23 protein-coding genes are annotated in these 22,976 nt (G+C 67.1%); 16 read left to right on the top strand and 7 right to left on the bottom strand.

Going from position 1 to position 22,976, the window contains the following annotated elements:
* Positions 1 to 244: 244 nt before the first annotated feature.
* On the bottom strand, positions 245 to 1,381 hold the full coding sequence (locus tag ACYQ4T_RS02375) for a pyridoxal phosphate-dependent aminotransferase (protein WP_459852024.1): 1,137 nt from the start codon (positions 1,379 to 1,381) through the stop codon (positions 245 to 247).
* Positions 1,382 to 1,451: 70 nt separating this feature from the next.
* Positions 1,452 to 3,176 (bottom strand): gamma-glutamyltransferase, encoded by a 1,725-nt coding sequence (locus ACYQ4T_RS02370; protein WP_459850500.1) that lies wholly within the window; start codon positions 3,174 to 3,176, stop codon positions 1,452 to 1,454.
* Between the two features lie 159 nt (positions 3,177 to 3,335).
* Here ACYQ4T_RS02370 and ACYQ4T_RS02365 point away from each other — a divergent pair, with 159 nt between their 5' ends.
* The 6 genes from ACYQ4T_RS02365 to aat all read left to right on the top strand — a co-directional run bounded on the left by ACYQ4T_RS02365 (position 3,336) and on the right by aat (position 8,941).
* Positions 3,336 to 4,700, top strand: a complete 1,365-nt coding sequence (locus ACYQ4T_RS02365) for a M48 family metalloprotease (RefSeq protein ID WP_459850498.1) — start codon at positions 3,336 to 3,338, stop codon at positions 4,698 to 4,700.
* Positions 4,701 to 4,724: 24 nt separating this feature from the next.
* Complete coding sequence (locus ACYQ4T_RS02360) at positions 4,725 to 5,471, top strand: DsbA family protein (protein ID WP_459850496.1); 747 nt, start codon at positions 4,725 to 4,727, stop codon at positions 5,469 to 5,471.
* Positions 5,472 to 5,662: 191 nt separating this feature from the next.
* Entirely contained in the window at positions 5,663 to 6,184 is a 522-nt protein-coding gene (gene aroQ / locus ACYQ4T_RS02355; protein WP_459850494.1) for a type II 3-dehydroquinate dehydratase, read from the top strand.
* Entirely contained in the window at positions 6,181 to 6,633 is a 453-nt protein-coding gene (gene accB / locus ACYQ4T_RS02350) for an acetyl-CoA carboxylase biotin carboxyl carrier protein (RefSeq protein WP_459850492.1), read from the top strand. Before aroQ ends, accB begins: the two co-directional genes overlap by 4 nt.
* 4 nt (positions 6,634 to 6,637) lie before the next feature.
* Entirely contained in the window at positions 6,638 to 7,981 is a 1,344-nt protein-coding gene (gene accC, locus ACYQ4T_RS02345; protein WP_459850490.1) for an acetyl-CoA carboxylase biotin carboxylase subunit, read from the top strand.
* A gap of 303 nt (positions 7,982 to 8,284) precedes the next feature.
* The gene (gene aat, locus ACYQ4T_RS02340; RefSeq protein WP_459850489.1) at positions 8,285 to 8,941 is read left to right on the top strand and encodes a leucyl/phenylalanyl-tRNA--protein transferase; all 657 of its coding nucleotides are present in this window, start codon (positions 8,285 to 8,287) and stop codon (positions 8,939 to 8,941) included.
* Positions 8,942 to 8,944: 3 nt separating this feature from the next.
* On the opposite strand, the gene ACYQ4T_RS02335 is transcribed toward aat, so the two are convergent.
* From ACYQ4T_RS02335 to ACYQ4T_RS02315, 5 genes are all read right to left on the bottom strand, one after another.
* Positions 8,945 to 9,421: a DUF2155 domain-containing protein gene (locus ACYQ4T_RS02335; protein ID WP_459850487.1), complete on the bottom strand. Its 477-nt coding sequence runs from the start codon at positions 9,419 to 9,421 to the stop codon at positions 8,945 to 8,947.
* Positions 9,418 to 9,660 (bottom strand): hypothetical protein, encoded by a 243-nt coding sequence (locus tag ACYQ4T_RS02330; protein ID WP_459850486.1) that lies wholly within the window; start codon positions 9,658 to 9,660, stop codon positions 9,418 to 9,420. Before ACYQ4T_RS02330 ends, ACYQ4T_RS02335 begins: the two co-directional genes overlap by 4 nt.
* A gap of 50 nt (positions 9,661 to 9,710) precedes the next feature.
* A complete protein-coding gene (locus tag ACYQ4T_RS02325) occupies positions 9,711 to 10,178 on the bottom strand; it encodes an MlaD family protein (RefSeq protein WP_459850484.1) in 468 nt (155 codons plus the stop codon).
* Between the two features lie 86 nt (positions 10,179 to 10,264).
* Complete coding sequence (locus ACYQ4T_RS02320; protein WP_459850482.1) at positions 10,265 to 10,660, bottom strand: NADH:ubiquinone oxidoreductase subunit NDUFA12; 396 nt, start codon at positions 10,658 to 10,660, stop codon at positions 10,265 to 10,267.
* 64 nt (positions 10,661 to 10,724) lie between these two features.
* Positions 10,725 to 11,201, bottom strand: a complete 477-nt coding sequence (locus ACYQ4T_RS02315) for a GNAT family N-acetyltransferase (RefSeq protein ID WP_459850480.1) — start codon at positions 11,199 to 11,201, stop codon at positions 10,725 to 10,727.
* A gap of 54 nt (positions 11,202 to 11,255) precedes the next feature.
* On the opposite strand from ACYQ4T_RS02315, the gene ACYQ4T_RS02310 reads away from it, so the two are divergent.
* The 10 genes from ACYQ4T_RS02310 (at position 11,256) to ACYQ4T_RS02265 (ending at position 22,973) form a co-directional block, all read left to right on the top strand.
* The gene (locus ACYQ4T_RS02310; RefSeq protein WP_459852022.1) at positions 11,256 to 12,146 is read left to right on the top strand and encodes a DMT family transporter; all 891 of its coding nucleotides are present in this window, start codon (positions 11,256 to 11,258) and stop codon (positions 12,144 to 12,146) included.
* Between the two features lie 309 nt (positions 12,147 to 12,455).
* Positions 12,456 to 16,166, top strand: coding sequence for a vitamin B12-dependent ribonucleotide reductase (locus ACYQ4T_RS02305; RefSeq protein ID WP_459850478.1), 3,711 nt, complete (start codon positions 12,456 to 12,458; stop codon positions 16,164 to 16,166).
* Positions 16,167 to 16,355: 189 nt separating this feature from the next.
* Positions 16,356 to 17,273: a diacylglycerol/lipid kinase family protein gene (locus tag ACYQ4T_RS02300; protein ID WP_459850476.1), complete on the top strand. Its 918-nt coding sequence runs from the start codon at positions 16,356 to 16,358 to the stop codon at positions 17,271 to 17,273.
* Positions 17,274 to 17,365: 92 nt separating this feature from the next.
* Entirely contained in the window at positions 17,366 to 17,749 is a 384-nt protein-coding gene (locus ACYQ4T_RS02295) for a hypothetical protein (RefSeq protein ID WP_459850474.1), read from the top strand.
* 24 nt (positions 17,750 to 17,773) lie between these two features.
* Positions 17,774 to 18,331 (top strand): isochorismatase family protein, encoded by a 558-nt coding sequence (locus ACYQ4T_RS02290; RefSeq protein WP_459850472.1) that lies wholly within the window; start codon positions 17,774 to 17,776, stop codon positions 18,329 to 18,331.
* A gap of 169 nt (positions 18,332 to 18,500) precedes the next feature.
* Positions 18,501 to 19,271, top strand: a complete 771-nt coding sequence (locus ACYQ4T_RS02285; protein WP_459850470.1) for a hypothetical protein — start codon at positions 18,501 to 18,503, stop codon at positions 19,269 to 19,271.
* A 128-nt stretch (positions 19,272 to 19,399) separates the two neighbouring features.
* On the top strand, positions 19,400 to 20,158 hold the full coding sequence (locus tag ACYQ4T_RS02280; protein WP_459850469.1) for a S1 family peptidase: 759 nt from the start codon (positions 19,400 to 19,402) through the stop codon (positions 20,156 to 20,158).
* Positions 20,159 to 20,170: 12 nt separating this feature from the next.
* Positions 20,171 to 20,983 carry an aminoglycoside 3-N-acetyltransferase gene (gene aac(3) / locus ACYQ4T_RS02275; protein WP_459850467.1) on the top strand — a complete coding sequence of 271 codons (813 nt, stop codon included), beginning with the start codon at positions 20,171 to 20,173 and terminating at the stop codon, positions 20,981 to 20,983.
* A gap of 101 nt (positions 20,984 to 21,084) precedes the next feature.
* Positions 21,085 to 21,951, top strand: coding sequence for a FecR family protein (locus ACYQ4T_RS02270; RefSeq protein WP_459850465.1), 867 nt, complete (start codon positions 21,085 to 21,087; stop codon positions 21,949 to 21,951).
* 86 nt (positions 21,952 to 22,037) lie between these two features.
* The gene (locus ACYQ4T_RS02265; protein WP_459850463.1) at positions 22,038 to 22,973 is read left to right on the top strand and encodes an SMP-30/gluconolactonase/LRE family protein; all 936 of its coding nucleotides are present in this window, start codon (positions 22,038 to 22,040) and stop codon (positions 22,971 to 22,973) included.
* Positions 22,974 to 22,976: the final 3 nt, after the last annotated feature.

Genomic DNA, 22,976 nt, shown 5'->3' with positions numbered 1-22,976 from the left:
ATCCACCTTCGCCAAGGCTTCGGTGGACAGGCCCAGCTGAGCCCCCGGGTTCGTGCGACCCGGGGGTCGGCTTCGCCTTGTCGGGAGTTGCGTTTCTTGTCGCCGCGGTTTGATGCGCGCTGGATCTTCGTTCGGTCACGCTCTGAAAGATCACGGCTGCATCAACCCCCACCCTCGCCCGCCCCCATCTTGGGGGCGGGAAGAAGGCGAGAGCCTTTGCGCGCTGTCCGGAACCGAGGGTCCCCTACCTCCGCGCCTTGTTGTGCCAGGCCTTCAGGCGCCGCGCGGCTTCCGCCATGTCGGCGGTGGCGCCGGCGAAGGAGAAGCGCATGAAGTGGGCGCCGCGCGCGGGGTCGAAATCCAGGCCTGGCGTGGCGGCGATGCCGGTCTCCGCCAGCATGCGCTTGGAGAAGTCGAGGCTGTCCGACGTGAAATCCGCGACGTCGGCGTAGAGGTAGAAGGCGCCGTCGGGGACCGTGAGCCTGGTGAAGCCGGCTTTCGGCAGTTCTTCGAGCAGCAGCGCGCGGTTCTCGGCGTAGCGGCGGACGTTGGCGTCGAGCTCGTCGATCGCGTCGAAGGCGCCGAGGCCGGCGGCCTGGCTGACCGCCGGCGGGGAGATGAAGAGGTTCTGCGCCAGGCGCTCGACCGGGCGCATCAGGTCCGGCGGGAGGCCGAGCCAGCCCAAACGCCAGCCGGTCATCGAGAAATATTTCGAGAAGCTGTTGATGACGATCGCATGATCGCTGAACTGCGCCGCGGTCGCCGCCTGCATCCCGTAGGTGACGCCGTGGTAGATCTCGTCCGAGATCAGGCGCACGCCATGGGCGTCGCACCACTGGGCCAGCGCCTCAAGCTCCGCCGGCGTGACCATGGCGCCTACCGGGTTCGACGGCGAGGCGAGGATCAGGCCGTCGATCCGGCCCCCATCGGCGATGCGCTTGTCGAGCAATGCCGGGGTCGGCTGGAACTTGGTTTCGGGCTGGGTCTCGATCAGCACCGGCTCGATGCCGAGCACCGAGAGGATCTGCCGGTAGCAGGGATAGCCGGGGCTGGCCAGCGCCACGCGGTCGCCGGGATCGAAGGCGGCGAGGAAGGCCAGCAGGAAGCCGCCCGAGGAGCCGGTGGTGGCGGCGATCCGCTCGACGGGGAGCGCGCAGCCGTAGAAGTCGGCATAGTGTTTGGCGATCCGCTGCCGGAGCTCGAGCTGGCCCAGCGCCTCGGTATAGCCGAGCGGCCCCGCCTCCAGCGCCGCGGCGGCCGCCTCGCGCGCGCGGCGCGGCGCCGGCGTGCTCGGCTGGCCGACCTCGAGATGCAGCACCTCGGGCAGATTCTCCGCCGCGGCGCGGCGCGCATAGTCGCCGGCGGCGCGCATCACATCCATGACGATGAAGGGATCGATCGCCGAGCGTTTCGAGATCTTCGGCGGCGCGCCGGGTTTCACGGGCGCGGACTCATTGGTTGTTGACGGTGGTGGTGAGGCCGCTGCCGCGGAAGTCGTTGCGGAGCTGGCAGCTGTCGGGCGTGTCGGGCGTGCTCTTCGGGCACCAGATCGCGTTCACCCGGCCGAGCTTCTCGGCATGCTCGACCTTGAAGCCGGCGCCGGAGACGCCGCCCTGCGCGCCGGCGAGCTTGTCCTCGAGATAGACCGTGCCGGCGCCGTCGGCGAACAGCCGGCCGTCGCCCATCGCCTTGTCGATCGCCAGATCGTCGCGGGCGACCGCGTGGAACAGCAGCGCCTTGGCGATGGCCGCCGGCGCGCCGCCGCCGCCCGCCGCCAGGAAGTAGAGCCGGCCGCTGTGGTTGCTGGCCTGCATGATCGGCCCCAGGGCGCTGAAGCCGGCGCCGCGGTCGTTCGGCGCCGGCGCCAGGATGATGCCGGTGCCGGGCGCGATCCGCGCCGAGCCGAAGGGCGCGTTCATGGTGAACTCGCAGGCAACGCCTTGCCCGTCCGCGTCCATGGTGACGAGCCCGGTCGCCGAGGGATTCTCCTGCATGGCGGCGCCCGGCGCGTCGAGCCGGGCATTCATCGCGGCGTCGAGGTGATCGGACGCCGTCAGTTCCGCCACCGCCTTGGTCGCATCGCCGCCGGGCTTCATCCAGCCCTGCCGATCGGCGATCAGGCCGTTGATCGCCTTGGCGACCTCGGCGGGGTTGGAAGCGTCGATGTCGCCCAGCGCCTCGACCATCTGCGCGGCGAGCACGCCGCCGGCAGCGGGCGGTGCCGGGAAGAACAGCTGCTGCTCGCCGACGTCGATCGCCGCCGGCGGGTAGACCACCGTCTTCGACGCGCGCAGGTCCTCGATGGTCAAGGGCGCCCCGATCGACTGCGCGGCCTCGGCGAGGTTGCGGCCGAGCTGGCCGCTGTAGAACTCGTTGATGCCGCCGACCCGGATCCGCTCCAGCGCGGCGCCGAGGTCGACCTGGCGCAGGTTGTCGGTCTCGCCGCGCGGCACGCCGTCCTTGGTGAAGATCGCCGCCATCTGCGGGTCCTCACCGAGACGTGATCCGGCCGCCTGCAGCTCGGTCCCCAGCGCCCGGCTGATCGCCGTGCCGGTGCCGGCGAGGTTGGCGCCCGGCGTCACCAGCTGCGGCCAGGGCAGCTTGCCGTAGCGCGCGTTGATCGCCGCCATGCCGCGGACGTTGCCCGGCACCGCGACCAGCCCGCCCTTGGCCGCGCGCGGCAGGAAGTCGAAGACGTCGGTGGTCTCCTTCTCGGCGTCATGCACCAGGCAGACGCCGCCGCCGCCCAAGCCCGCCGCCGAAGGCAGGGTGACGGCGAGCGCGAAATAGGCCGCGACCGCGGCATCGGCGGCGTTGCCGCCATTGGCCAGCACGTCGCGGGCGACCAGGGCGGCGCGCGGCTCGTCCACCACCGCGCCGCCGCGCATGTCGGATTGCCACCAGCTGTCGCCGAAGGGGCCGACGTTTTCCGGATTGCCCTGGGCGCGGGTGGATTGCAGCTTGTCGTTCGAGTTGACCGTGGTCCGGGCGACGGGTCCCCCGCCGCAGGCCGCCAGCGCCGGCAGCAAAGCGGCGCCGAGCAGGATCGCCTTGGCCCGGGCGTTGAACCTGACAAAGCCGCCGAAATCTCCGGATTTGCGCCCTTCGTCGCGGGGTTTCGGCGGGGCCGGGGCGACCCTGGATCGCACCGGTAAAGTATGATAGGCGCTAGGCATGTTCTGCTCTCCCCAGGGATCGGTTTTGCACCCGCGGTTCAGCGGCTCGGCTTCAATCCACCGGCTCAGCGAGGGCCCGCGGCTGCAACCCGCCCGAACCGCCGCCGTTCTTGGAGGCAGCCGCTCGAGCCGGGGCGAGCATAGAGAAGGACCCAGGATTTGATCAACCGACTGCTTCGCCGCGCCAGCTGGCTTGCAGCGGCCGTGGTGGCGACGCTGGTCACCGCGCTTCCCGCCGCGGCCCAGGGCGTGGGCCTGATCCGCGACGCCGAGATCGAAGCGACCATCCGCGCCTATGCCGACCCGATCTTCAAGGCCGCCGGGCTCGACGCCTCCGCGATCCAGGTGCATCTGGTCAACGACAACCGGATCAACGCCTTCGTCGCGGGCGGGATGAACATGTACATCAACACCGGGCTGCTGATGCGGGCCGACAACCCGAACCAGGTGATCGGCGTGATCGCGCACGAAACCGGCCATATCGCCGGCGGCCACCTGGTGCGGATCCAGGACGAGATGCGCAACGCGACGATCCAGAGCATCCTGGCCATGCTGGCCGGCGCCGCCGCCGGCATCGCCACCGGCAATCCGGGGGTCGGCGCCGGCACGATGGTGCTGGGCCAGGGCATGGCGTTGCGCGACGTCCTGAAATACAGCCGCACCCAGGAAGCCTCGGCCGACCAGGCGGGCATGAAGTTCCTGGACGAGACGCACCAGTCCTCGCGCGGCATGCTGCAGTTCTTCGAGAAGCTCGAGGACCAGATCTCGCTGAACACCGAGCGTCAGGATCCCTATCTGCAGACCCATCCGCTGACCCGCGACCGCGTCGATTCCGTGCAGGCGCATGTCGACCAGTCGCCCTACAGCGACGCCCATGATTCGCCGCAGCTGGTGGAGCGGCACCAGCGCATGCTGGCCAAGCTCAAGGGCTTCCTGTGGCCGCTGAACCAGGTGATGCTGGCCTATCCGCCGAGCGACACCTCGCAGCCGGCGCGCTATGCCCGCGCGATCGCCTTCTTCCGCGTCAGCCGGATGAACGATGCCCTGACCCTGATGGACAGCCTGCTGAAAGAATCGCCGGACGATGCCTTCTATATCGAGCAGAAGGCGCAGATCCTGTTCCAGAACGGCCGGGTCGCCGACGCCGTCCAGCTCTACCACCGCGCCGTCGAGCTGCAGCCGCGCGAGGCGCTGCTGCGCCAGGAGCTCGGCCAGGCCGAGCTCGAGACCGAGGACCCGCGCTATGTGAAGCCGGCGATCCAGAACCTGGAATTCGCCGCGGCGATGCAGGCCAAGGATCCCGAGGTCTGGCGGCTGCTCGCCATCGCCTATGGCCGGGACGACAACGTGCCGATGTCCGCGCTCGCCCAGGCCCAGGAAGCCATGGCCCGGGGCGACAAGAAGGAAGCCCGCGCCTGGGCCCGCCACGCGCTGAAAGGGCTGCCCGCCGGCTCGCGCGGCGCGCTGCAGGCCGACGACATCATCTCCGCCACCGGTGGCGCGGAAGGCGAGGACGACGAGTGAGTTTTTTCCGATGAAGGACCCCAGATGAAGACCTTGTTCAGCGCCCTGCTGGCGCTCCTGCTGCTGACCCCGCTCGCTGCCGCGCAGGAGACCGGCACCAATCCCGGCATGACACCCGAGCAGAAGACCGAGATCGAAAAGATCGTCCACGATTACCTGCTGAAGAATCCCGAGGTGATCCGCGAGGCGATCCAGGAATTGCAGGCCAAGGAAGAGCAGAGCAAGGCCGACGCCCAGACCCAGGCGGTGCTCCAGAACAAGGACGCCCTGTTCAACGACCCGGCGACGCCGGTCGCCGGCAACCCGATGGGCGACGTGACCGTGGTCGAGTTCTTCGATTACCACTGCCCCTATTGCAAGGCGGTCGCCTCGCCGCTGCAGAAGCTGATCGAGGAGGACAAGGGTGTCCGGCTGGTGATGAAGGAGTTCCCGATCCTCGGCCAGGATTCCATCCTCGCCTCGCAGGCGGCGCTCGCCTCGGTCGGCCAGGGCAAGTATTGGGAATTCCACCAGGCGCTGATGGAGCATCGCGGCCCGTTCGACATGGAGGTGATCAAGAGCATCGCCGCCAAGGTCGGGCTCGACCCCGAGAAGCTCGAAGCCGACATGCAGAGCGACAAGATCAAGCCGGCGATCTCGGCCAACCATGACCTGGCCAAGACGCTGGACATCGGCGCGACCCCGACCTTCATCATCGGCGACCAGGTGGTCGAAGGCGCGGTGCCGCTGGAACAGCTGAAAGACCTGATCAAGAAGGCCCGCGGCAGCTGACCCGGCCCGGCGCGGGCGCCGGATTCTCCAGCGATTTCCGGCTTTTGCCCGAAGGCGGCGGCGTCCTGCCCGGGGCAAAAGGCCGGTTTTGTTGCGATCCCTCCAAGCGCTGGCTATAAGGGCCCGGGCGACAAGCCCGTTTCGGGCGTCCCTGACCGATTCTTTCTGACCTAAAATTGGGCGAGCGATTCTTGGCGAAATCCGCAAAACGCGAAACCACCGATCTGCTGGTGCTGAACGGGCCGAACCTCAATCTGCTGGGGCAGCGGCAGCCGGAGATCTATGGCCGCGCCACGCTGGACGATATCGCGGCTTCGGTGGTCGCGCGGGCGAAGGAATTCGGGCTCAGCGTGGACTTCCGCCAGTCCAACCATGAAGGCCATCTGGTCACCTGGGCCCAGGAGGCGCGCGACAGCGCCCGGGCCATCATCATCAACCCGGGGGGCCTCAGCCACACTTCGGTGGCGCTCCTGGATGCGCTGATCTTCACCGAGCTGCCGGTGATCGAGGTGCATCTCTCCAACATCCACCGCCGCGAGAGCTTCCGGCATCATTCCTTCGTCAGCAGCGCGGCCGCCGGCGTGATCGTCGGGCTCGGCCCGCAGGGCTACGTGCTGGCGGTCGATGCCCTTGCGGGAATCCTGGGCGCGAACATCCTGAAGGCGGCCAAGCCTGAGTCCAAAGGCCCCAAGTCCAAGAAGAGGCGTGCATGAGCAAGTTCGACGTCGATGAAGCCCTGGTCCGGAAACTGGCCGGGCTCTTGAAGGATACCGGTCTCAGCGAGATCGAGTTCGAGAGCGAGGGCAAGCGCATCCGCGTCAACAGCGGCGCCGCCGGCGCCGTGCAGTTTCCGGTCGCGGCTGCCGCGCCCGCCGCAGCCGCGCCCGCCGCACCGGCGGCGGCGCCGGCATCCGGCGGCGGCGTGCCCGCGGGCGCCTTGACCTCGCCGATGGTCGGCACCGCCTATCTCGCGCCCGAGCCGGGTGCGGCGCCCTTCGTGAAGGCGGGCGACCGCGTGAACAAGGGCCAGACCGTGCTGATCATCGAGGCGATGAAGGTGATGAACCCGATCCAGGCGCCGGTCTCCGGCACCGTGAAGGACATCCTGATCGCCGACGGCCAGCCGGTCGAGTTCGGCGAAGCCATGATGATCATCCAGTAGAAGAATGTTCGAAAAGGTCCTGATCGCCAACCGCGGCGAGATCGCGCTTCGCATCCATCGCGCCTGCCGCGAGATGGGCATCCGCACCGTCGCCGTGCATTCGACCGCCGACGCCGAGGCGATGAACGTGCGCCTGGCCGACGAGAGTGTCTGCATCGGGCCGCCGGCCTCGCGCGACTCCTATCTCAACATGGCGGCGATCATCTCCGCCGCCACCATCACCGGCGCCGACGCGATCCATCCCGGCATCGGCTTCCTCTCGGAGAACGCCGCCTTCGCCCAGATGGTCGAGGAGCACGGCATCACCTTCATCGGCCCCAGCCCCGAGCATCTGGTCATCATGGGCGACAAGGTGCAGGCCAAGGACGCGGCCAAGCGCTTCGGCATCCCGGTGGTCCCGGGCTCCGACGGCGAGATCAGCGGCGAGGCGGAAGCGAAACGCATCGCCGAGGAGACCGGCTATCCGGTGCTGATCAAGGCGGCGGCCGGCGGCGGCGGCAAGGGCATGCGGGTCGCAACCTCCGAGGCCGACCTGATGGCCGCCTATTCCATGGCGCGCACCGAAGCCAAGGCGGCATTCGGCAACGACGCGGTCTATATGGAGAAGTATCTCTCCCACCCGCGGCATATCGAGATCCAGATCATCGGCGACAGCCACGGCAACGTGGTGCATCTCGGCGAGCGCGACTGCTCGCTGCAACGCCGCCATCAAAAGGTGCTGGAAGAAGCGCCCTCGCCCGCCTTGAACGCGGCGCAGCGGGCCAAGATCGGCAAGATCGCCGCCGATGCGATGAAGTCGATGGGCTACAAGTCGGCCGGCACCATCGAGTTCCTGTTCCAGGACGGCGAGTTCTACTTCATCGAGATGAACACAAGGCTGCAGATCGAGCATCCGGTGACCGAGATGATCACCGGCATCGACCTGGTGCGCGAGCAGATCCGCGTCGCCGCCGGCGCGCCGCTGTCCTTCACCCAGGAGGACGTGGTGATCAACGGCCATGCGATCGAGTGCCGGCTCAACGCCGAGGATCCGGAGACCTTCCTGCCTTCGCCCGGCCGCGTCACCGACTATCACCCGGCCGGGGGCCTGGGCGTGCGGGTCGATTCCGCGCTCTATTCCGGCTATCGCGTGCCGCCGAACTACGACAGCCTGGTCGCCAAGCTGGTGGTGCACGGGCGCAGCCGCAACGAATGCCTGATGCGGCTCCGCCGCGCGCTCGAGGAGATGGTGATCGGCGGCATCAAGACCAACACGCCGCTGCACAGCCGCATCATCGCGGCGCCGGATTTCATCAACGGCGCCTATGATATCCGCTGGCTGGAGAAGTTCGTCGCCGGCGAGATTTGATTCTCGGCGCTGAGGGCGCTGGATCGTCGTTCGGCGCTTCTTCCTGCATCATCACGGCTGCATCAACCCCCTACCTAGCCCCCCATCTTGGGGAAGGAACTCTATTGAAGAGGCTGTGGCGAGTGACGGGCTCTTCTATTTGGCGCGAATTTGAGCGAGTGCAGCACAAGCCTCGCGACTCGTCACATTCCGCTGTCAAGCCTGTGTGATTTGGAGCCAGGACGACTCATTCCGGGTGGCCAGCGGGCGCATGGCGGTGATAGCCTTCCCATAACGGAATGGCGTGGACACCGATCGGAATCGATGTCGAACAGGGCGAAGCCGGCCAAGATCACCGCGGAAATGCTGCTCCGGGCCTATGCCATCGGCATTTTCCCGATGGCCGAGGCGCGCAACGATCCCGAGCTCTACTGGATCGACCCCGAGGCGCGCGGCATCATCCCGCTGGATTCCTTCCATGTCTCGCACAGCCTCAGAAAGACCATCCGCAACGGGCCCTTCACCGTCACCTGCGACACCCGGTTCGAAGAGGTGGTCGAGGCCTGCGCCGCGCCGGCGCCGGGCCGCCGCCAGACCTGGATCAACCAGACCATCTTCGACCTCTGCTGCCAGCTCTACCGCATGGGCCATGCCCACAGCGTCGAGACCTGGTTCGAGGGCAAGCTGGTCGGCGGGCTCTATGGAATCTCGCTGGGCGGCGCCTTCTTCGGCGAAAGCATGTTCTCGACCGCGACCGATGCCAGCAAGGTGGCGCTGGTGCACCTGGTCGCCCGGCTGCGGCAGGGCAATTACGGCCTGCTCGACACCCAGTTCGTCACCAAGCATCTCTCCGGCTTCGGCGCGCTGGAAATCCCGCGCGAGGATTATCGCAAGCGCCTGACTTCGGCCCTGGCGCGGCAGGCGCATTTCTCCATCGACATGGACCCGGAAGCGCTCGAAGCGCTGATCGGGAAGAAGTAGCGGCTACTGCGGCGCGGGTTCCGCGGGCGCGGCCGGCTTCTTGTCTTTATCCCCGGCCGGCGCGGCGGGGTCGGCGGCGGGCGGTTCGCCGGTGCTGCCGTCGGCATTCACGCAGTCGAGCACGATCAGGTCGTAGACCGGGTGTTCCAGGGCCGAGAGCGCCGGGCTCGAGGCGAACATCCAGCCCGAGAAACGCTGCACCGGCTTCTCGTCCGGCTTCACCTCGACCACTTCGAGGAAGGCGGCGGCTTCCGGCGCTTCTTCCGGCGGGTGCTTGTCGCAGGCCCGCGCGGTGATCTGCAGCGCGCCGAAGCTGACGGTGCCGCCGACCGGCACCTTGATCTCCGAGACCCGAGCGGTGATCTTGTCCAGGCCCTGCAAGAGCACGGTGTCCATGGGAATCGCGGCAGCCGGACCAGAAAACACCATTGGCAGCAGCGCCAGCGTCGCCGCCGCGAGAGAGAACCGGGTCAGACTCATTTCGGCTTTCGGTAGGGGTTCTTCAGGCCTTCGAGCATGTCGTTGAACACGGCGCGGATCTGCGCCTCGTCGCAACCCATCAAGACCGCGTCTTCCAGGGCGTCCTGGGCGAGGCCGCGGATCTCCTCGAGGTTCTGGTTCAAGACTTTGATTTTTTCAAGGCAGGAGACCGGCTTGCCGTCCGGCTGTTTCCAGGTGGGCGGGCTGAAGCCCTGATCGTCGGTCTCGCTTGTCGCCATGGCTCATATGTTAGCAGCCGTCGGGGCTCCGGCAAGAGCCCGGGGCATCCCTATTGGATCTGGTCTTCGCTCTTCTTGTCGCCGCCGGAGAGCGCCATGCCGATGAGCTTGTTGAGGCTCAAGGCGCCGGTCGCGTGGCGGAAGGTGTCGCCGTCCTTCAGGAACTCGTCGCCGCCGCCCAGCTGCAGGTTGACATAAGGATTGCCGAGCAGGCCGTCCTGATCGACGTTCGCGGCGGTCTCGGTGTCGAGCTGGACGTCGCCGGCGATGTCGAGGGTGATCACCGCCTGGAAATTCTTGGCATCGAATTCCTGCTTCACCACGGTGCCGACCTTGACGCCGGCGGCGCGCACGTCGGTGCCCGGGGTGATCGAGCCGCCCTGGTCGAGGCGCATGATGAGGTGATAGCCGTTGCTCGCCTGCTTCACGCCGGAGGCGTTGTAGACGATGAACAGGAAGGCCGCCGCGGCCAGCAGCACGACGGCGCCCATCACGGTTTCCAGCACATTGCGCTGCATCTTCAGGCTCTCCCCATCAAGAGCGCGCCGCCTCACCCCGGATCGGCGCTGCTCGTCGCATCTGGTTTAAAACAGGCCCCTTGGACTCAAGCCGGCGTCCAGGGCTCGTAGTCGCCGGTCGCCTTGGCGCGATGCCCGCCCATCAAGGTATGGCCCGGCGGCAGATAGGCCTGGCCGGTGCCGGTCAGATTCGGAATATGCGGCTTCTGCCAGGCCTTGGGCGCGGTGCCCTGCACCGGCGGCTCGGCCAGGTTCGAATGCAGCCAGGCATGCCATTCCGGGGGAACCTTGCTCGCCTCGGGCGCGCCCTTGTACATGACCCAGCGGCGCTCCCGCTTCTCGCCCTTGGTCCGGCGGTCAATGTAGTAGCGGTTGCCGTAAGCATCCGTCCCGACCAGCGCGCCGTGCAGACGGGTGAAAAGCCAAGTGCCGAACGACATGGGACTCCGAAAGGTTGAGAACCGGCCTGAAATCGGCCGCACTATAGCCAGCGCGCCCCTCTGAGGCAAGGCAGCCGGAACCCCGCCGAAGCCCCGCAAATACCCGTCATTCCAGGGATTTTTCCATCACCAGATAGGTCGGCTGGGCATAGCCGGGGTGGCTGCGGCGGTCGGTTTCGCGGTAGCCCAGCGACTGGAACAAGGCGATGTTCCCGGCGAGCGCGATCCGCACCTGGACCTCGCAGAGCTTGTGGCCGCGGGCCTGGACGAAGCCCTCCCCCGTCCGCATCAGCCGCCGCGCCAGGCCCTGCCGGCGGAGGGTCGGATCGACCGCGAGGCGGCCGAGATAGCCGTGCCCGTCCTTGTCCTCGGCGATGATGCAGCCGACCGGCCGGTCGTCCTGCAGCACCAGGAAGCCGCCGCCGCCGGCCAGCTTCTGCGCGATCAATTCCGGCGTTTCCACGAAGACGCTCGATTCCGGGACGAGCACGCCGCGGTATTCGGCGAAGGCCCGGCGCATGACGTCGAGCAGCACGGCCGCTTCGCTGGGCGCGGCGGGACGGATGACGATCGTTTCCGGCATCGCTGGACAGTAGCGGAACCGGCTTGCGATAGTCAGCCGCCTTTCCGGAGGGGAATCCTGAGTACCGACAACCAGCACCGCTATGCGATCGGCCTGACGCTGATCCTGCTCTGCGCCACCTTCTTCAGCCTGATCACCACTTTCTCGAAGTTTGCCTATGAGGCGGGCTCGAATCCCTTGACCGTGGTCGAGGCGCGCTCGGTCGCCTTCATCCTGGTGGTGGCGGTTTATCAATCGCTGCAGCGCCGCTCCTTGAAGCTGCCGCGGCGGACCTTCATCGCCAGCTTCCCGATGGGGCTCGGCATCCTCTTGATGTCGGTCGGCTATCTCTCCTCGGTCTATTTCATCAAGGTGAGCCTGGCGGTGGTGCTGCTCTACAGCTTTCCGCTGCTGGTGGGACTGCTGGCCGCGGTTTCCGGCCGCGAGCGGATCCGGCTGCCCAAGGCGTTGGCCTTGCTGGTCGCCTTCACCGGCCTGGTGATGGCGGTGGGGCTCGAGACCGACGACATCGACTGGCGCGGCATCGCCTTGGTGCTGATGGCGGCCTTGGGGATCGCCGGCAACCTGACCTTCAGCGGCCCCTACCTCGAGGGCGTGGACAGCCTGACCGTCAACATCTGGACCAATCTCTGGGGCGCCCTGGCGCTCGGCGCCTTCCTGGCGCTCGCCGGCGGCGTCGCCTGGCCGGCGACCGGCTTCGGCTGGGCGATGATCGGCGCGGTCATCTTCTGCTACATCCTCGGCCTCGGATTCATGTTCGGCGCGCTCAAATACCTGCCGCCGAGCCAGGCCGCGGTCATGCTGAACCTCGAGCCGGTCATCACGATCTTCGTCGCCGTGCTCTGGCGCGGCGAGGCGCTCCTGCCCCTGCAATGGTTGGGCGTCGCTATCATGTTGGCAGCCTTGTGTTTTTCCGCGCTCCGCGGCGCCAAGTCAGAAGCCTGATCGGCCTTTTTCGCGGCTTTCTTTCCCGTGAGATTCAGCGACGCGGCTATTTTCGCGGGGGAGCACAATATCTAGGGGCGTCAACATCAAAGATCGCCAAATCTAGAAATTTCTCCGTTGCACCTCACCGTAACCCGGACGCAATATCTGGCGGTAGGCGCCGGCTGGGTCACCAGTAATAGCGCGCCACATCAACCCCTTCGATCACTTTGCTGAAGCGATTTCTGCAGAGGGAGGGGGATTCTCTTCGGGGCTAGCGGTTAACCACCGTTTCGACATCGTGACCACGAGTGCAGCAGGGGTCTGAACATGCGCATTGAACGCCGTTTCACCAAAGCCGATCAGTCGCCTTACGCGGAGATCAACTTCCAGCAGACCACCAGCGAGATTCGCAATCCCGACGGATCGGTGGTGTTCAAGCTGGACGGGATCGAAGTCCCCGCCGACTGGTCGCAGGTGGCGAGCGACGTCCTGGCGCAGAAGTATTTCCGCAAGGCGGGAGTCCCGACCCGGCTCCGCCCCGTGGTGGAAGCCGATGTCCCGGAATGGCTGTTCCGCCAGGAAGCCGACCGCGAAGCGCTGATCAAGCTGCCGGCGAACGAGCGCACCACGGGCGAGAAGAGCGCCAAGCAGGTGTTCGATCGCCTGGCCGGCACCTGGACCTATTGGGGCTGGAAGGGCGGCTATTTCGATTCAGAAGCCGATGCGAAAGCCTTTTACGACGAGATGCGGTTCATGCTGGCCAAGCAGATGGCCGCGCCGAACTCGCCGCAGTGGTTCAACACCGGCCTGCATTGGGCCTATGGCATCGATGGTCCGAGCCAAGGCCACTACTACGTCGATTTCAAATCGGGCGAGTTGACCGCGTCGGCATCCGCCTACGAGCACCCGCAGCCGCATGCCTGCTTCATCCAGTCGGTCTCCGATGATCTCGTCAACGAAGGCGGCATCATGGACCTCTGGGTCCGCGAGGCGCGCCTCTTCAAGTACGGCTCCGGCACCGGCTCCAACTTCTCCAAGCTGCGCGGCGACGGCGAGCGGCTTTCGGGCGGCGGCCGTTCCTCCGGCCTGATGTCCTTCCTGAAGATCGGCGACCGCGCTGCCGGCGCCATCAAGTCGGGCGGCACCACCCGCCGCGCCGCGAAGATGGTCACCGTCGATCTCGACCATCCCGACATCGAGACCTACATCAACTGGAAGGTCACCGAGGAGCAGAAGGTGGCCGCCATGGTCTCCGGCTCCGCGCTCTGCAACCTGCATCTCAACCGCGTGATGCAGGCAGCCCATGCCGGCGAAGGCGAAGGCCGCTTCGACCCGAAGCAGAATCCGGCGCTGAAAGCGGCGATCCGCGAGGCGCGCAAGGCCACCGTCTCGGAGAACTACATCCAGCGCGTCATCCATTTCGCCGAGCAGGGCTATCGCCAGATCGAGTTCAAGACCTACGACACCGATTGGGACAGCGAGGCCTATCTCACCGTTTCCGGCCAGAATTCCAACAACTCGGTCCGCGTCTCCAACGACTTCATCCAGGCTGTGGTGAACGACGGCGACTGGAACCTCATTCGCCGCACCGACGACAAGGTCCACAAGACGCTCAAGGCCCGCGACCTCTGGGAGAAGATCGGCTTCGCCGCCTGGGCCTCCGCGGATCCGGGAGTCCAGTTCGACACCACGATCAACGAATGGCATACCTGCCCGGAATCCGGCCGCATCAACGCCAGCAATCCCTGCTCGGAATACATGTTCCTGGACGACACGGCCTGCAACCTGGCGTCCATGAACCTGATGACCTTCAAGAACGAGGCTGGCTTCGACATCGCCGCCTATGAGCATGCGACCCGGCTCTGGACCGTGGTGCTCGAGATCTCGGTCTTGATGGCGCAGTTCCCGTCCAAGGAAATCGCGCAACTCTCTTACGAATTCCGCACGCTCGGCCTCGGCTACGCCAATATCGGCGGCCTGCTGATGGAGATGGGCATCGGCTATGACAGCGACCAGGGCCGCGCGCTGACCGCGGCGCTGACCGCGATCATGACCGGCGTCTCCTACGCGACCTCGGCGGAGATGGCGGGCGAGCTCGGCGCCTTCCCGAGCTATCAGAAGAACGCCCAGCATATGCTGCGCGTCATCCGCAACCACCGCCGCGCGGCTTATGGCGAGACTTCCGGCTACGAGGGTCTTTCGGTCCCGCCGGTGCCGCTCGACAGCGCCAACTGCCCCGACCAGCGCCTGGTCGAGGCCGCCAAGCGCGCCTGGGACAAGGCGCTGGAACTGGGCGAGCAGCATGGCTATCGCAACGCGCAAGCCACGGTGATCGCGCCGACCGGCACGATCGGCCTGGTGATGGATTGCGACACCACCGGCATCGAGCCCGACTTCGCGCTGGTGAAGTACAAGAAGCTCGCCGGCGGCGGCTATTTCAAGATCATCAACCGCTGCGTCCCGGACGCGCTGAAGACGCTCGGCTATCAGCCCAGCGAGATCGAAGAGATGGTGCGCTATGTGGTCGGCCACGCCACCTTGCGCGGCGCACCGGGCATCAACCACCAGACGCTGAAGGCCAAGGGCTTCACCGACGTCGCCCTGGACGCGGTCGAGAAGGCGGTCGCCACCGCCTTCGACATCCGCTTCATCTTCAACAAATACACGCTCGGCGAAGGCTTCTGCCGCGATGCGCTCGGCTTCACCGAGGCCGAACTGAACGAGCCGACCTTCGACATGCTGAGCGTGCTCGGATTCAGCAAGGCCGATTACGAAGCCGCCAACACCTTTGCTTGCGGCGCGATGACCCTGGAAGGTGCCCCCTTCCTGAAGGACGAGCACCTGCCGGTGTTCGATTGCGCCAATCCCTGCGGCAAGATCGGCAAGCGCTATCTCTCGGTCGAGAGCCATATCCGCATCATGGCGGCGGCGCAGAGCTTCATCTCCGGCGCCATCTCCAAGACCATCAACATGCCGAACCGCAGCTCGGTCGAGGCCTGCAAGGACGCCTACATGCTCAGCTGGCGCCTGGGCGTGAAGGCCAACGCGCTTTATCGCGACGGCTCCAAGCTCTCGCAGCCGCTCGCCTCCTCGGTGCTGGGCGACGAGGACACGGTCGAGGACGTGATCGAAGCCAATCCCGCCGCCCGCGCCCCGATGGTCGCCGAGCGGATCGTGGAACGGGTGATCGAGCGCGTGGTCGAGAAGGTGGCGGAGAACGAGCGCGCCCGCCTGCCGGAACGCCGCAAGGGCTATACCCAGAAGGCGATCGTCGGCGGCCACAAGGTGTATATCCGCACCGGCGAATACGAGAACGGCAAGCTGGGCGAGATCTTCATCGACATGCACAAGGAAGGCGCCGCCTTCCGCTCACTGATGAACAACTTTGCGATCGCGATCTCGATCGGCCTGCAATACGGCGTGCCGCTGGAAGAGTATGTCGAGGCCTTCACCTTCACCCGCTTCGAGCCCAATGGCATCGTCGAGGGCAATGACGTGATCAAGATGGCGACCTCGATCCTGGACTACATCTTCCGGGAGCTCGCGGTCTCCTATCTCGGCCGCAACGACCTCGCCCATGTGAAGCCGGACGATCTCGACTTCGACGCCATGGGCTCGGGCGAGCGCGAGACCGCGGTGCGTGAGAACGAGAAGTCGGATCGCGGCCTGGAAGTGGTGAAGAAGATCGCGTCCTCGGGCTTCGTCCGCTCGAACCTCGTCCTGTTCCGCAATGTCGGCAACACCGCGCTCGCCCAGGAGCATCACGAGCACCACGAAGCGGTGATGATGGAGCGCAACGGCGCCCCGGTCTCGGCCGGCGTGCAGATCGCGGTCGAAGCCGCGATGACCTCGGCGGAAAGCGCCATCATCGGCCAGACCGTCGCCAAGGCCGTCGATGACCGCATCGCCAAGATCCGCGAAGCCCGCGTCAAGGGCTACGAGGGCGATTCCTGCGGCGAATGCGGCAACTTCACGCTGGTCCGGAACGGCACCTGCATGAAGTGCAACACCTGCGGTTCCACGAGCGGCTGCAGCTAAGACCCCTAAGTCCTTAGTCGAAGGCCCCAGCATCGGGCTCCCGGAGCGATCCGGGGGCCCGATGTGCTTTCGGGCTGCGGCGCTTTGGGGGGCGGCTCAGCGGGCCGATTTCCGGCGTGACGGCTATAGCCCTTTGCGCCAAGATTATTTCTTTGCGCAACCTGAAGGAGGTCGGCCATCAACTCGACCATGCAGCCGCTTGAACGATCGCAGAGCGCGTCCCCTGCCTTTGAGGCGGGGACCTGCCGGGCTTTCGTCATCCACAATCCGATTTCGGGTCGCCGCGGCGGCAGGCTGCGCAAGGTCCTGGCGCAGCTGGAGCAGATGGGCTGCCGATTCGTCATCCACCACACAACGCATCGCGGCCATGCGCGGGAACTGGCGGCGCAGGTGTCGGCATCCGAGTACGACCGGATTGTCGTCTCCGGCGGCGATGGCACGATCAACGAGGTGTTCAACGGCCTCACCCCGCAGTCGCCGCCGGTCGCGATCGTTCCGCGCGGGACGGCCAATGTGCTCGCCGCTGAGATCGGCCTCGGCCTCAACGCCGGCGGGATCGCGCGGACCATCGTCCATGGCGAGCCGCGTCGGGTCAGCCTGGGCGACATCAACGGCCACAAATTCCTGCTGATGGCCGGGGTCGGTTTCGATGCGCAAGTGGTGGCGACGGTGTCGTCCCGGCTGAAGCGCGCGATCGGCAAGGGCGCCTATGTGCTCGCCAGCCTGCAGCAGATGATCCGCGGCAACTTCCCGCGCTTCCAGCTGCGGGTCGACGGCGTTCCCTTCGAGGCGGCTTCCGTGGTGATCGCCAACGCCCATTACTATGGCGGCAAGTTCGTCTGCGCCCCGGCGGCGCGGCTGGAGACCGCCGACCTGCAGGTCTGCCTGTTCGGGCATGGCAGCCGTTTTTTCGTCGCCGTCTACGGCCTGGCGCTGATGCTGGGCTTCCTGCCCAAGGCGCCCGGCTATCGCATCCTCACGGCGACGCGGATCGAGATCCTGCAGCCGGACGGCGCGGCGTTTCAATGCGACGGCGACTTCATCGGCCATACCCCGGCCGTGGCGACCATCACGCCGCAAGCGGCCCGGCTGGTGTTTCCACGGTAGCATCGCGCGTCAGGCGGCCGGTGCGCGCGATGTGTTTTTGATCTCTGCGCCACGCCGATGGTAGAGTTGCGGCAGATGCGTTGGGGGAAGGCATGCAGGCGGTCGCGCGGAAATTCATCCACCTTCTTCTTGTCGCCACCATCGCCGGATGCGCGTCGGCAGTTCCAAACACCGATCCCGGTGCCGCCTATTGCGAGGCCTTGGAAGAGCTCTTGAACCGCTGTACCACCCGCTTCATGAGCAGCCCGGTGGCACGCGGCGACCAGAGCGGCTGCGTTCCGGTCTCAGAAGCGCTCAAGCCCGAGATCAGTGCCGCGCTGGCCGGCTCGGCGCCCGGCTCGCTGAGATACGAGCAGATCACCCGCAATGTCGAGAATGCAAACGGCTACCTGTTCGATGCCTTCTTGCATCAGATCGTGGTTCGGCCCGACTTCCTGATCGACAATTGCCGCGACATTGCGTCCTGGAAGCAATGACGGGTGAGCGTTGGAGCAGATGCCATGACCACGCTTCCCAACCGCCCGAACACCGCGCTGCTGGTGATCGACATGCAGATTGCGGTCGTCGCCAAGGCGCATGCGCGCGACGCCGTCGTCGCCAATATCGCCGCGCTGGTCGAGCGGGCGCGGGCGCGGCGGATTCCGGTGGTCTGGGTCCAGGATCTGGAGGTGGACGGCGGCAAGGGCAACGCCGGCTGGCCGCTGGTGCCGGAACTCAAGCCCGCCGCCGGCGAGCCCTTGGTCGAGAAGGCCCATGGCGATTCCTTCGAGGAAACCGCGCTCGAAACCGTGCTGTCGGGGCTCGGGGTCGGACGGCTGGTGGTGGCCGGGGCGCAGACCGATGCCTGCATCCGCTGCACCATCCACGGCGCCTGCACCCGGGGCTATGACGTGCTGCTGGTGAGCGATGGCCATACCACCGAAGATCTGACGGAATGGGGCGCGCCGCCGCCCGAGCAGGTCATCGCCCACACCAATCTTTATTGGGCCCACCACACGGCGCCGGGGCGAAAAGCCGGCACGGCGAAGACCGCGGACGTGGATTTCGGCGGCGCCTAGGGGCCTTGGCGGAAGGGCATTTCAGGGCATTCGGCCCCAAACCACATTTTCGAATTATTTTAACCATATTTTCCCTGCCCCGCCGCGGCATGCCGGCGTAGGATTTCTGTCTACGCATGGCGGTCGTTTGTGACGTCTCGTTTGTGACGTTGCGCTTCCTGGGGGGCGAATGATGAAGATGCGTGTGGCTTTTGCCGTGGCCGGTCTGGCGCTCGGCGCTTTCCTCGCTTCCGCGGTCGCCCAGGCGGCGACCTATGATCTGGCGGCGGATTTCAGCAGCGCCAACAGCCTGGGGAGTCCCTGGTCGATCACCTATAACGGCGGCACCACCCTGCCGACCCAGGCCGCGGTGGGCAGCAACGGCAACCATCTGGAGCCCGCCATTCCCGGGGCATTCTTCGGCACCGGCACCAATCTCAACAGCGACAACCCGTTCGCCTTCGTGGCGGGCAAGGATGGCTCGCAAGCCGGTCTCACGGACGGGGACTTCCTGACCGGCGACGTCGTCATTCACACGCCCAACAGCGGCAGCGACCTGACGATCGCCTGGACCGCCCCCGTGGCGGGCATCATCGACAACCTGGTCTTCGACGTCTGGTATGCGCATTCCAGCGTCACGCGCTCGAACAATGTGGAGTTCAGCCTGGGTGCGACCGTCCTCAACTGGGTAACCTCGACGGCGCAGAACTCCAACCGCTCCGGCGCAGGAGGCGCAACCGGTGGGCCGGTCTCCGTCAACGCCGGCGACCTGCTGACACTGACCTTCGCCAAGACCGCCGGGTTACCGCCGGGCTCGGATTTCGGATCGCTGACCGGGCTCAACCTGGCGTTCGACTTCACCGCCAGCGCGGTCACGCCGATCCCGGCGACGCTGCCGCTGTTCGTCAGCGCGCTCGCCGGCCTCGGCTGGTTCGCGCGCCGCCGGCGGCAGCAAGCCTGAACGCAGAGAACCCTCTGCACCGGAGAAAAGGCCGCCGCGCGCGGCCTTTTCTTTTTCGACCGCACCAGCTGTCCGGCCCGCGTCTACCCCCTGGCGCGAGGCGGCGCGCTGCGCTTAACATCCCGGCCATGACGCATCGGAGCCGCCTCGCCACCCCCGCTCTCCTGCTGCTGGCAGCGCTGCTCGGCAGCAGGCCGGCCGGCGCCATCATCAACGGCAAGCCGGTGACCGGGCAGGAATGGTACGCGCCGGCCGTGGTCGGGCTGCTGCTGACCACGGACGAGGACCGGCATGGCGAATGCACCGGCACGCTGCTCTCGCCGCGGATCGTGCTGACCGCCGCGCATTGCGTCCACGACACCAAGTCGATCGACGTGGTGTTCGATCTCACCATCACCGGCACGCGCAAGGTCACCGTGTCGCGCAGCGTGGTCCATCCCGACTTCGTCTTCACCGAGACGCCGGAGAGCGCCGCGAACGACCTGGCCATTCTCTATCTGCCGGCCTACGACTTTCCGACCAAGACGGTCCCGCTCGACAGCGACCTCACCTTCAGCACCGGGCAGCAATTCACCATCGTCGGCATCGGTCGCAGCGATCCCTTGCGCCGGCGCTCGGCGGGCGTCATGCGCAAGGCGGCCTTCGCCGCGACCGGGGATGACCGGCCCGGCGAGGTCACGCTGGAACCGCTCGGCGATGCCTGGGTCTGCAGCGGCGATTCCGGCGGCCCGGTGCTGCGCAAGGACTGGAAGGGCAACTATGCGATCGCCGGCGTCATGAGCGCGGTCGGCACCGGCCCGCGCGGCGAATGCCTGCCCGCCTCCTACATGGTGCCGATCCACACCTACGCCTCCTGGATCGAAGCCCGGATGGGCGAGACGCAGTAGCGCGCGCGCCCCGTGCCGGGACAGGCCTTCCTCAGCGCCGCGGATCTCACGCGCGACCTGGCACGGCTCGGCATCGCGCCGGGCGACAGCGTGATGGTGCATGCCGCCTGCCACAGCATCGGCCGGGTGCTGGGCGGACCCGACAGCGTCATCGCAGCGCTGCGGGCGGCGGTCGGGGCCGACGGCACGCTGCTGGCCTATCTCGACTGGGAGGCGGATTGGGAGAGCCTGGTCGACGCCGAAGGGCGCACGCTGCCCGAATGGCGCCCCCATGTGCTGCCCTTCGATCCGGCGCGCACGCGCGCCGCGCGGCAGAACGGCAGCCTGCCGGAATTCCTGCGGACGACGCCCGGTGCGCGGCGCAGCGGCAATCCCGGCGCCTCGGTGGCGGCGCTCGGGCGGCTGGCGGACTGGCTGACCGCCGACCATCCGCTCGACTACGGCTACGGCCCCGGCACGCCGCTGGCGCGGCTGGTCGAGATCGGCGGCAAGGTGCTGATGCTGGGCGCGCCGCTCGACAGCATGACCCTGCTGCACCATGCCGAGCACCTGGCGCGGCTGCCGGGCAAGCGGGTGATCCGGGTCGAGGTGCCGTTGGCGACGCCGCAGGGCACCGTCTGGCGGATGATCGAGGAATTCGACACCAGCGCGCCCTGCGTGCCCGGGCTGCCGGAGAACTTCATCGAACGCATCGTCACCGACTACCTCGCGACCGGCGCCGGGAGCCGAGGCAAGGTCGGCGCGGCGGACAGCGTGCTGGTGGATGCCGCCGCGATCGTGCCGTTTGCCGTTGCCTGGATGGAGCGGGTGGCGGGCCGGTCCTGAAGGGCTCGCGCAAGCCGCCAGGTCGATTATCCGTCCCGCGCAGGGAATATCCTCCTGGATCGTTCGTTGTCCGGGGATTCCCCTGTCGCGGGAGGGGACCCATGCGCAAGCGGATCGCATACCTGGTTGTGGCGGGCCTGCTCGGCTGCCCGGTGCCGTCGGTCGCCGACCCGGTGCCGGTCGCGGCGATGGAGCAGGTCCAACGCTCGGTCTACGGCACGCCGCCGCAGCAGGACCAGGCGGTCAAGCGCAAGGGCGACCACGTCATGTTCGCGGAAGCGCTGGAGACCCTGGCCGAGAGCCGGGCGCTGGTCCGCTTCATCGACGGGTCGGGCCTGGCGCTGGGATCGAGCACCAAGGTCCTGGTCGACGATTTCGTGTTCGACATCGACGCGCTCAAAGGCAATGCGCTCCTCGACATCTCGGTCGGCACGCTGCGCTTCGCGACCGGCGCCATGCCGAAGGGCAGCACCGTCATCCGCACGCCGACCGCCACGATGACCCTGCGCGGCACCGACGTCACCGTCCACGTGCGCCCGAGCGGCCGGACCGACGTCGTGGTGCATGAAGGATTGGTGGAGGCCACCAACAATTTCACCGGCGAAACCACCACGCTGGCGCCGGGCCAGGGGCAGACCGATACCGAGCTCGGCAGCCTGGCCTTCCTCGGCGATCTCCAGCAGTTCGGCCTCAACGAGCCGATCCCCGAAGTCAGCGTCGCGCAAGCCGCCGCCATGATCGAGAACTTCACCACCGACGCCGGACCGGACGGATCGGGCGGCGATTCGAGCGACGGTTCGAGCGGCTCCACCGGCGGCGGCGGCAAGGGCGGCGGCAAGGGCAAAGGCGGCGGCAATGCCGGTGGCAACAGCGGTGGTGGCGGTGGTGGTGGCAACAGCGGTGGTGGCGGCAACGGCGGCGGTGGCAACGGCGGCGGTGGAAAGGGCGGCGGCAAAGGGAATAAGTGAGCCCTTCGCGCCGGTTCGGCGAACTATCCAGGTGGGCATCAGACCGTTAGGATCGCGGCGGTTGTCCGCATTTCACGAGTCCCCCAATGCCCGCCCCCAAGATCCTCGCCGCCAACCTGCAATTTCCCGAAGGCCCGGTCGTCGACAAGGACGGCTCGATCATCCTGGTCGAGATCGAGCGCCGCACGATCACCCGGGTGAAGGACGGCAAGGCCGGCATTCTGGCCGAGCTGCCCGGCGGGCCGAACGGGCTCGCCTGGGGACCCGACGGTGCGCTCTACGTCTGCAACAACGGCGGGTTCCTGTTCACCAAGGCGCCGGACGGCGGCAACCGGGTGAGGCCGGGCACGCCGGAAGGCTATGCCGGCGGCTGGATCGAGCGTTTCGATCCGAAGACGCAGGAGCGCCGCATCCTCTACAGCCGCTGCGGCGAGCATAATCTCGTCGGGCCGAACGACCTGGTGTTCGACGACCAGGGCGGCTTCTACTTCACCGATTACGGCAAGTTCTTCCCGCGCCACCGGGTCAACGGCGGGCTCTATTACGCGCTGGCCGACGGCTCGAAGATCGTCGAGGTCGCCTATCCGCTGATCACGCCCAACGGCGTCGGCCTCTCGCCCGACGGCAAGACGGCCTATGTGGCGGAGACCGAGACCGGGAGGCTCTGGGCCTTCGACCTCGAAGCGCCCGGCAAGCCGAAGCGCGATCCCGCGAGCTTCGCGCCGCATGGCGGGCGCATCCTCTTCGGCGCCGGCGGCTATCAGCGCTTCGACAGCCTCGCGGTCGAGGAATCCGGCAACGTCTGCATCGCCACCATCGTCTCCGGCTGCATCACCGTCGTCAGCCCCGCGGGCAAGCTGGTCGAGCAGGTGTCGACCGGCGACGTCGTCACCACCAACATCTGCTTCGGCGGCGCGGACCGGAAGACGGCATACATAACCGGTTCGAGCGCCGGGACGCTGATCGAGATGCCCTGGGCGCGGCCCGGCCTCGCCCTCGCTTACGCCCCGGTCGAAGGCTGAGCG

It is taken from the genome of Dongia sp. agr-C8, from assembly GCF_054658695.1.
The sequence above is the reverse complement of the archived record's forward strand: the minus strand, read 5'-3'. Positions and strand labels throughout refer to the sequence as shown.

Bases quoted from the DNA above. Each gene is read 5' to 3' on its own strand.
- ACYQ4T_RS02375 (WP_459852024.1), bottom strand. From the start codon at position 1,381: ATGGATGTGATGCGCGCCGCCGGCGACTATGCGCGCCGCGCCGCGGCG.
- ACYQ4T_RS02370 (WP_459850500.1), bottom strand. From the start codon at position 3,176: ATGCCTAGCGCCTATCATACTTTACCGGTGCGATCCAGGGTCGCCCCG.
- ACYQ4T_RS02360 (WP_459850496.1), top strand. From the start codon at position 4,725: ATGAAGACCTTGTTCAGCGCCCTGCTGGCGCTCCTGCTGCTGACCCCG.
- accB (WP_459850492.1), top strand. From the start codon at position 6,181: ATGAGCAAGTTCGACGTCGATGAAGCCCTGGTCCGGAAACTGGCCGGG.
- accC (WP_459850490.1), top strand. From the start codon at position 6,638: ATGTTCGAAAAGGTCCTGATCGCCAACCGCGGCGAGATCGCGCTTCGC.
- aat (WP_459850489.1), top strand. From the start codon at position 8,285: ATGTCGAACAGGGCGAAGCCGGCCAAGATCACCGCGGAAATGCTGCTC.
- ACYQ4T_RS02335 (WP_459850487.1), bottom strand. From the start codon at position 9,421: ATGAGTCTGACCCGGTTCTCTCTCGCGGCGGCGACGCTGGCGCTGCTG.
- ACYQ4T_RS02330 (WP_459850486.1), bottom strand. From the start codon at position 9,660: ATGGCGACAAGCGAGACCGACGATCAGGGCTTCAGCCCGCCCACCTGG.
- ACYQ4T_RS02325 (WP_459850484.1), bottom strand. From the start codon at position 10,178: ATGCAGCGCAATGTGCTGGAAACCGTGATGGGCGCCGTCGTGCTGCTG.
- ACYQ4T_RS02315 (WP_459850480.1), bottom strand. From the start codon at position 11,201: ATGCCGGAAACGATCGTCATCCGTCCCGCCGCGCCCAGCGAAGCGGCC.
- ACYQ4T_RS02305 (WP_459850478.1), top strand. From the start codon at position 12,456: ATGCGCATTGAACGCCGTTTCACCAAAGCCGATCAGTCGCCTTACGCG.
- ACYQ4T_RS02300 (WP_459850476.1), top strand. From the start codon at position 16,356: ATGCAGCCGCTTGAACGATCGCAGAGCGCGTCCCCTGCCTTTGAGGCG.
- ACYQ4T_RS02295 (WP_459850474.1), top strand. From the start codon at position 17,366: ATGCAGGCGGTCGCGCGGAAATTCATCCACCTTCTTCTTGTCGCCACC.
- ACYQ4T_RS02290 (WP_459850472.1), top strand. From the start codon at position 17,774: ATGACCACGCTTCCCAACCGCCCGAACACCGCGCTGCTGGTGATCGAC.
- ACYQ4T_RS02285 (WP_459850470.1), top strand. From the start codon at position 18,501: ATGATGAAGATGCGTGTGGCTTTTGCCGTGGCCGGTCTGGCGCTCGGC.
- ACYQ4T_RS02280 (WP_459850469.1), top strand. From the start codon at position 19,400: ATGACGCATCGGAGCCGCCTCGCCACCCCCGCTCTCCTGCTGCTGGCA.
- ACYQ4T_RS02270 (WP_459850465.1), top strand. From the start codon at position 21,085: ATGCGCAAGCGGATCGCATACCTGGTTGTGGCGGGCCTGCTCGGCTGC.
- ACYQ4T_RS02265 (WP_459850463.1), top strand. From the start codon at position 22,038: ATGCCCGCCCCCAAGATCCTCGCCGCCAACCTGCAATTTCCCGAAGGC.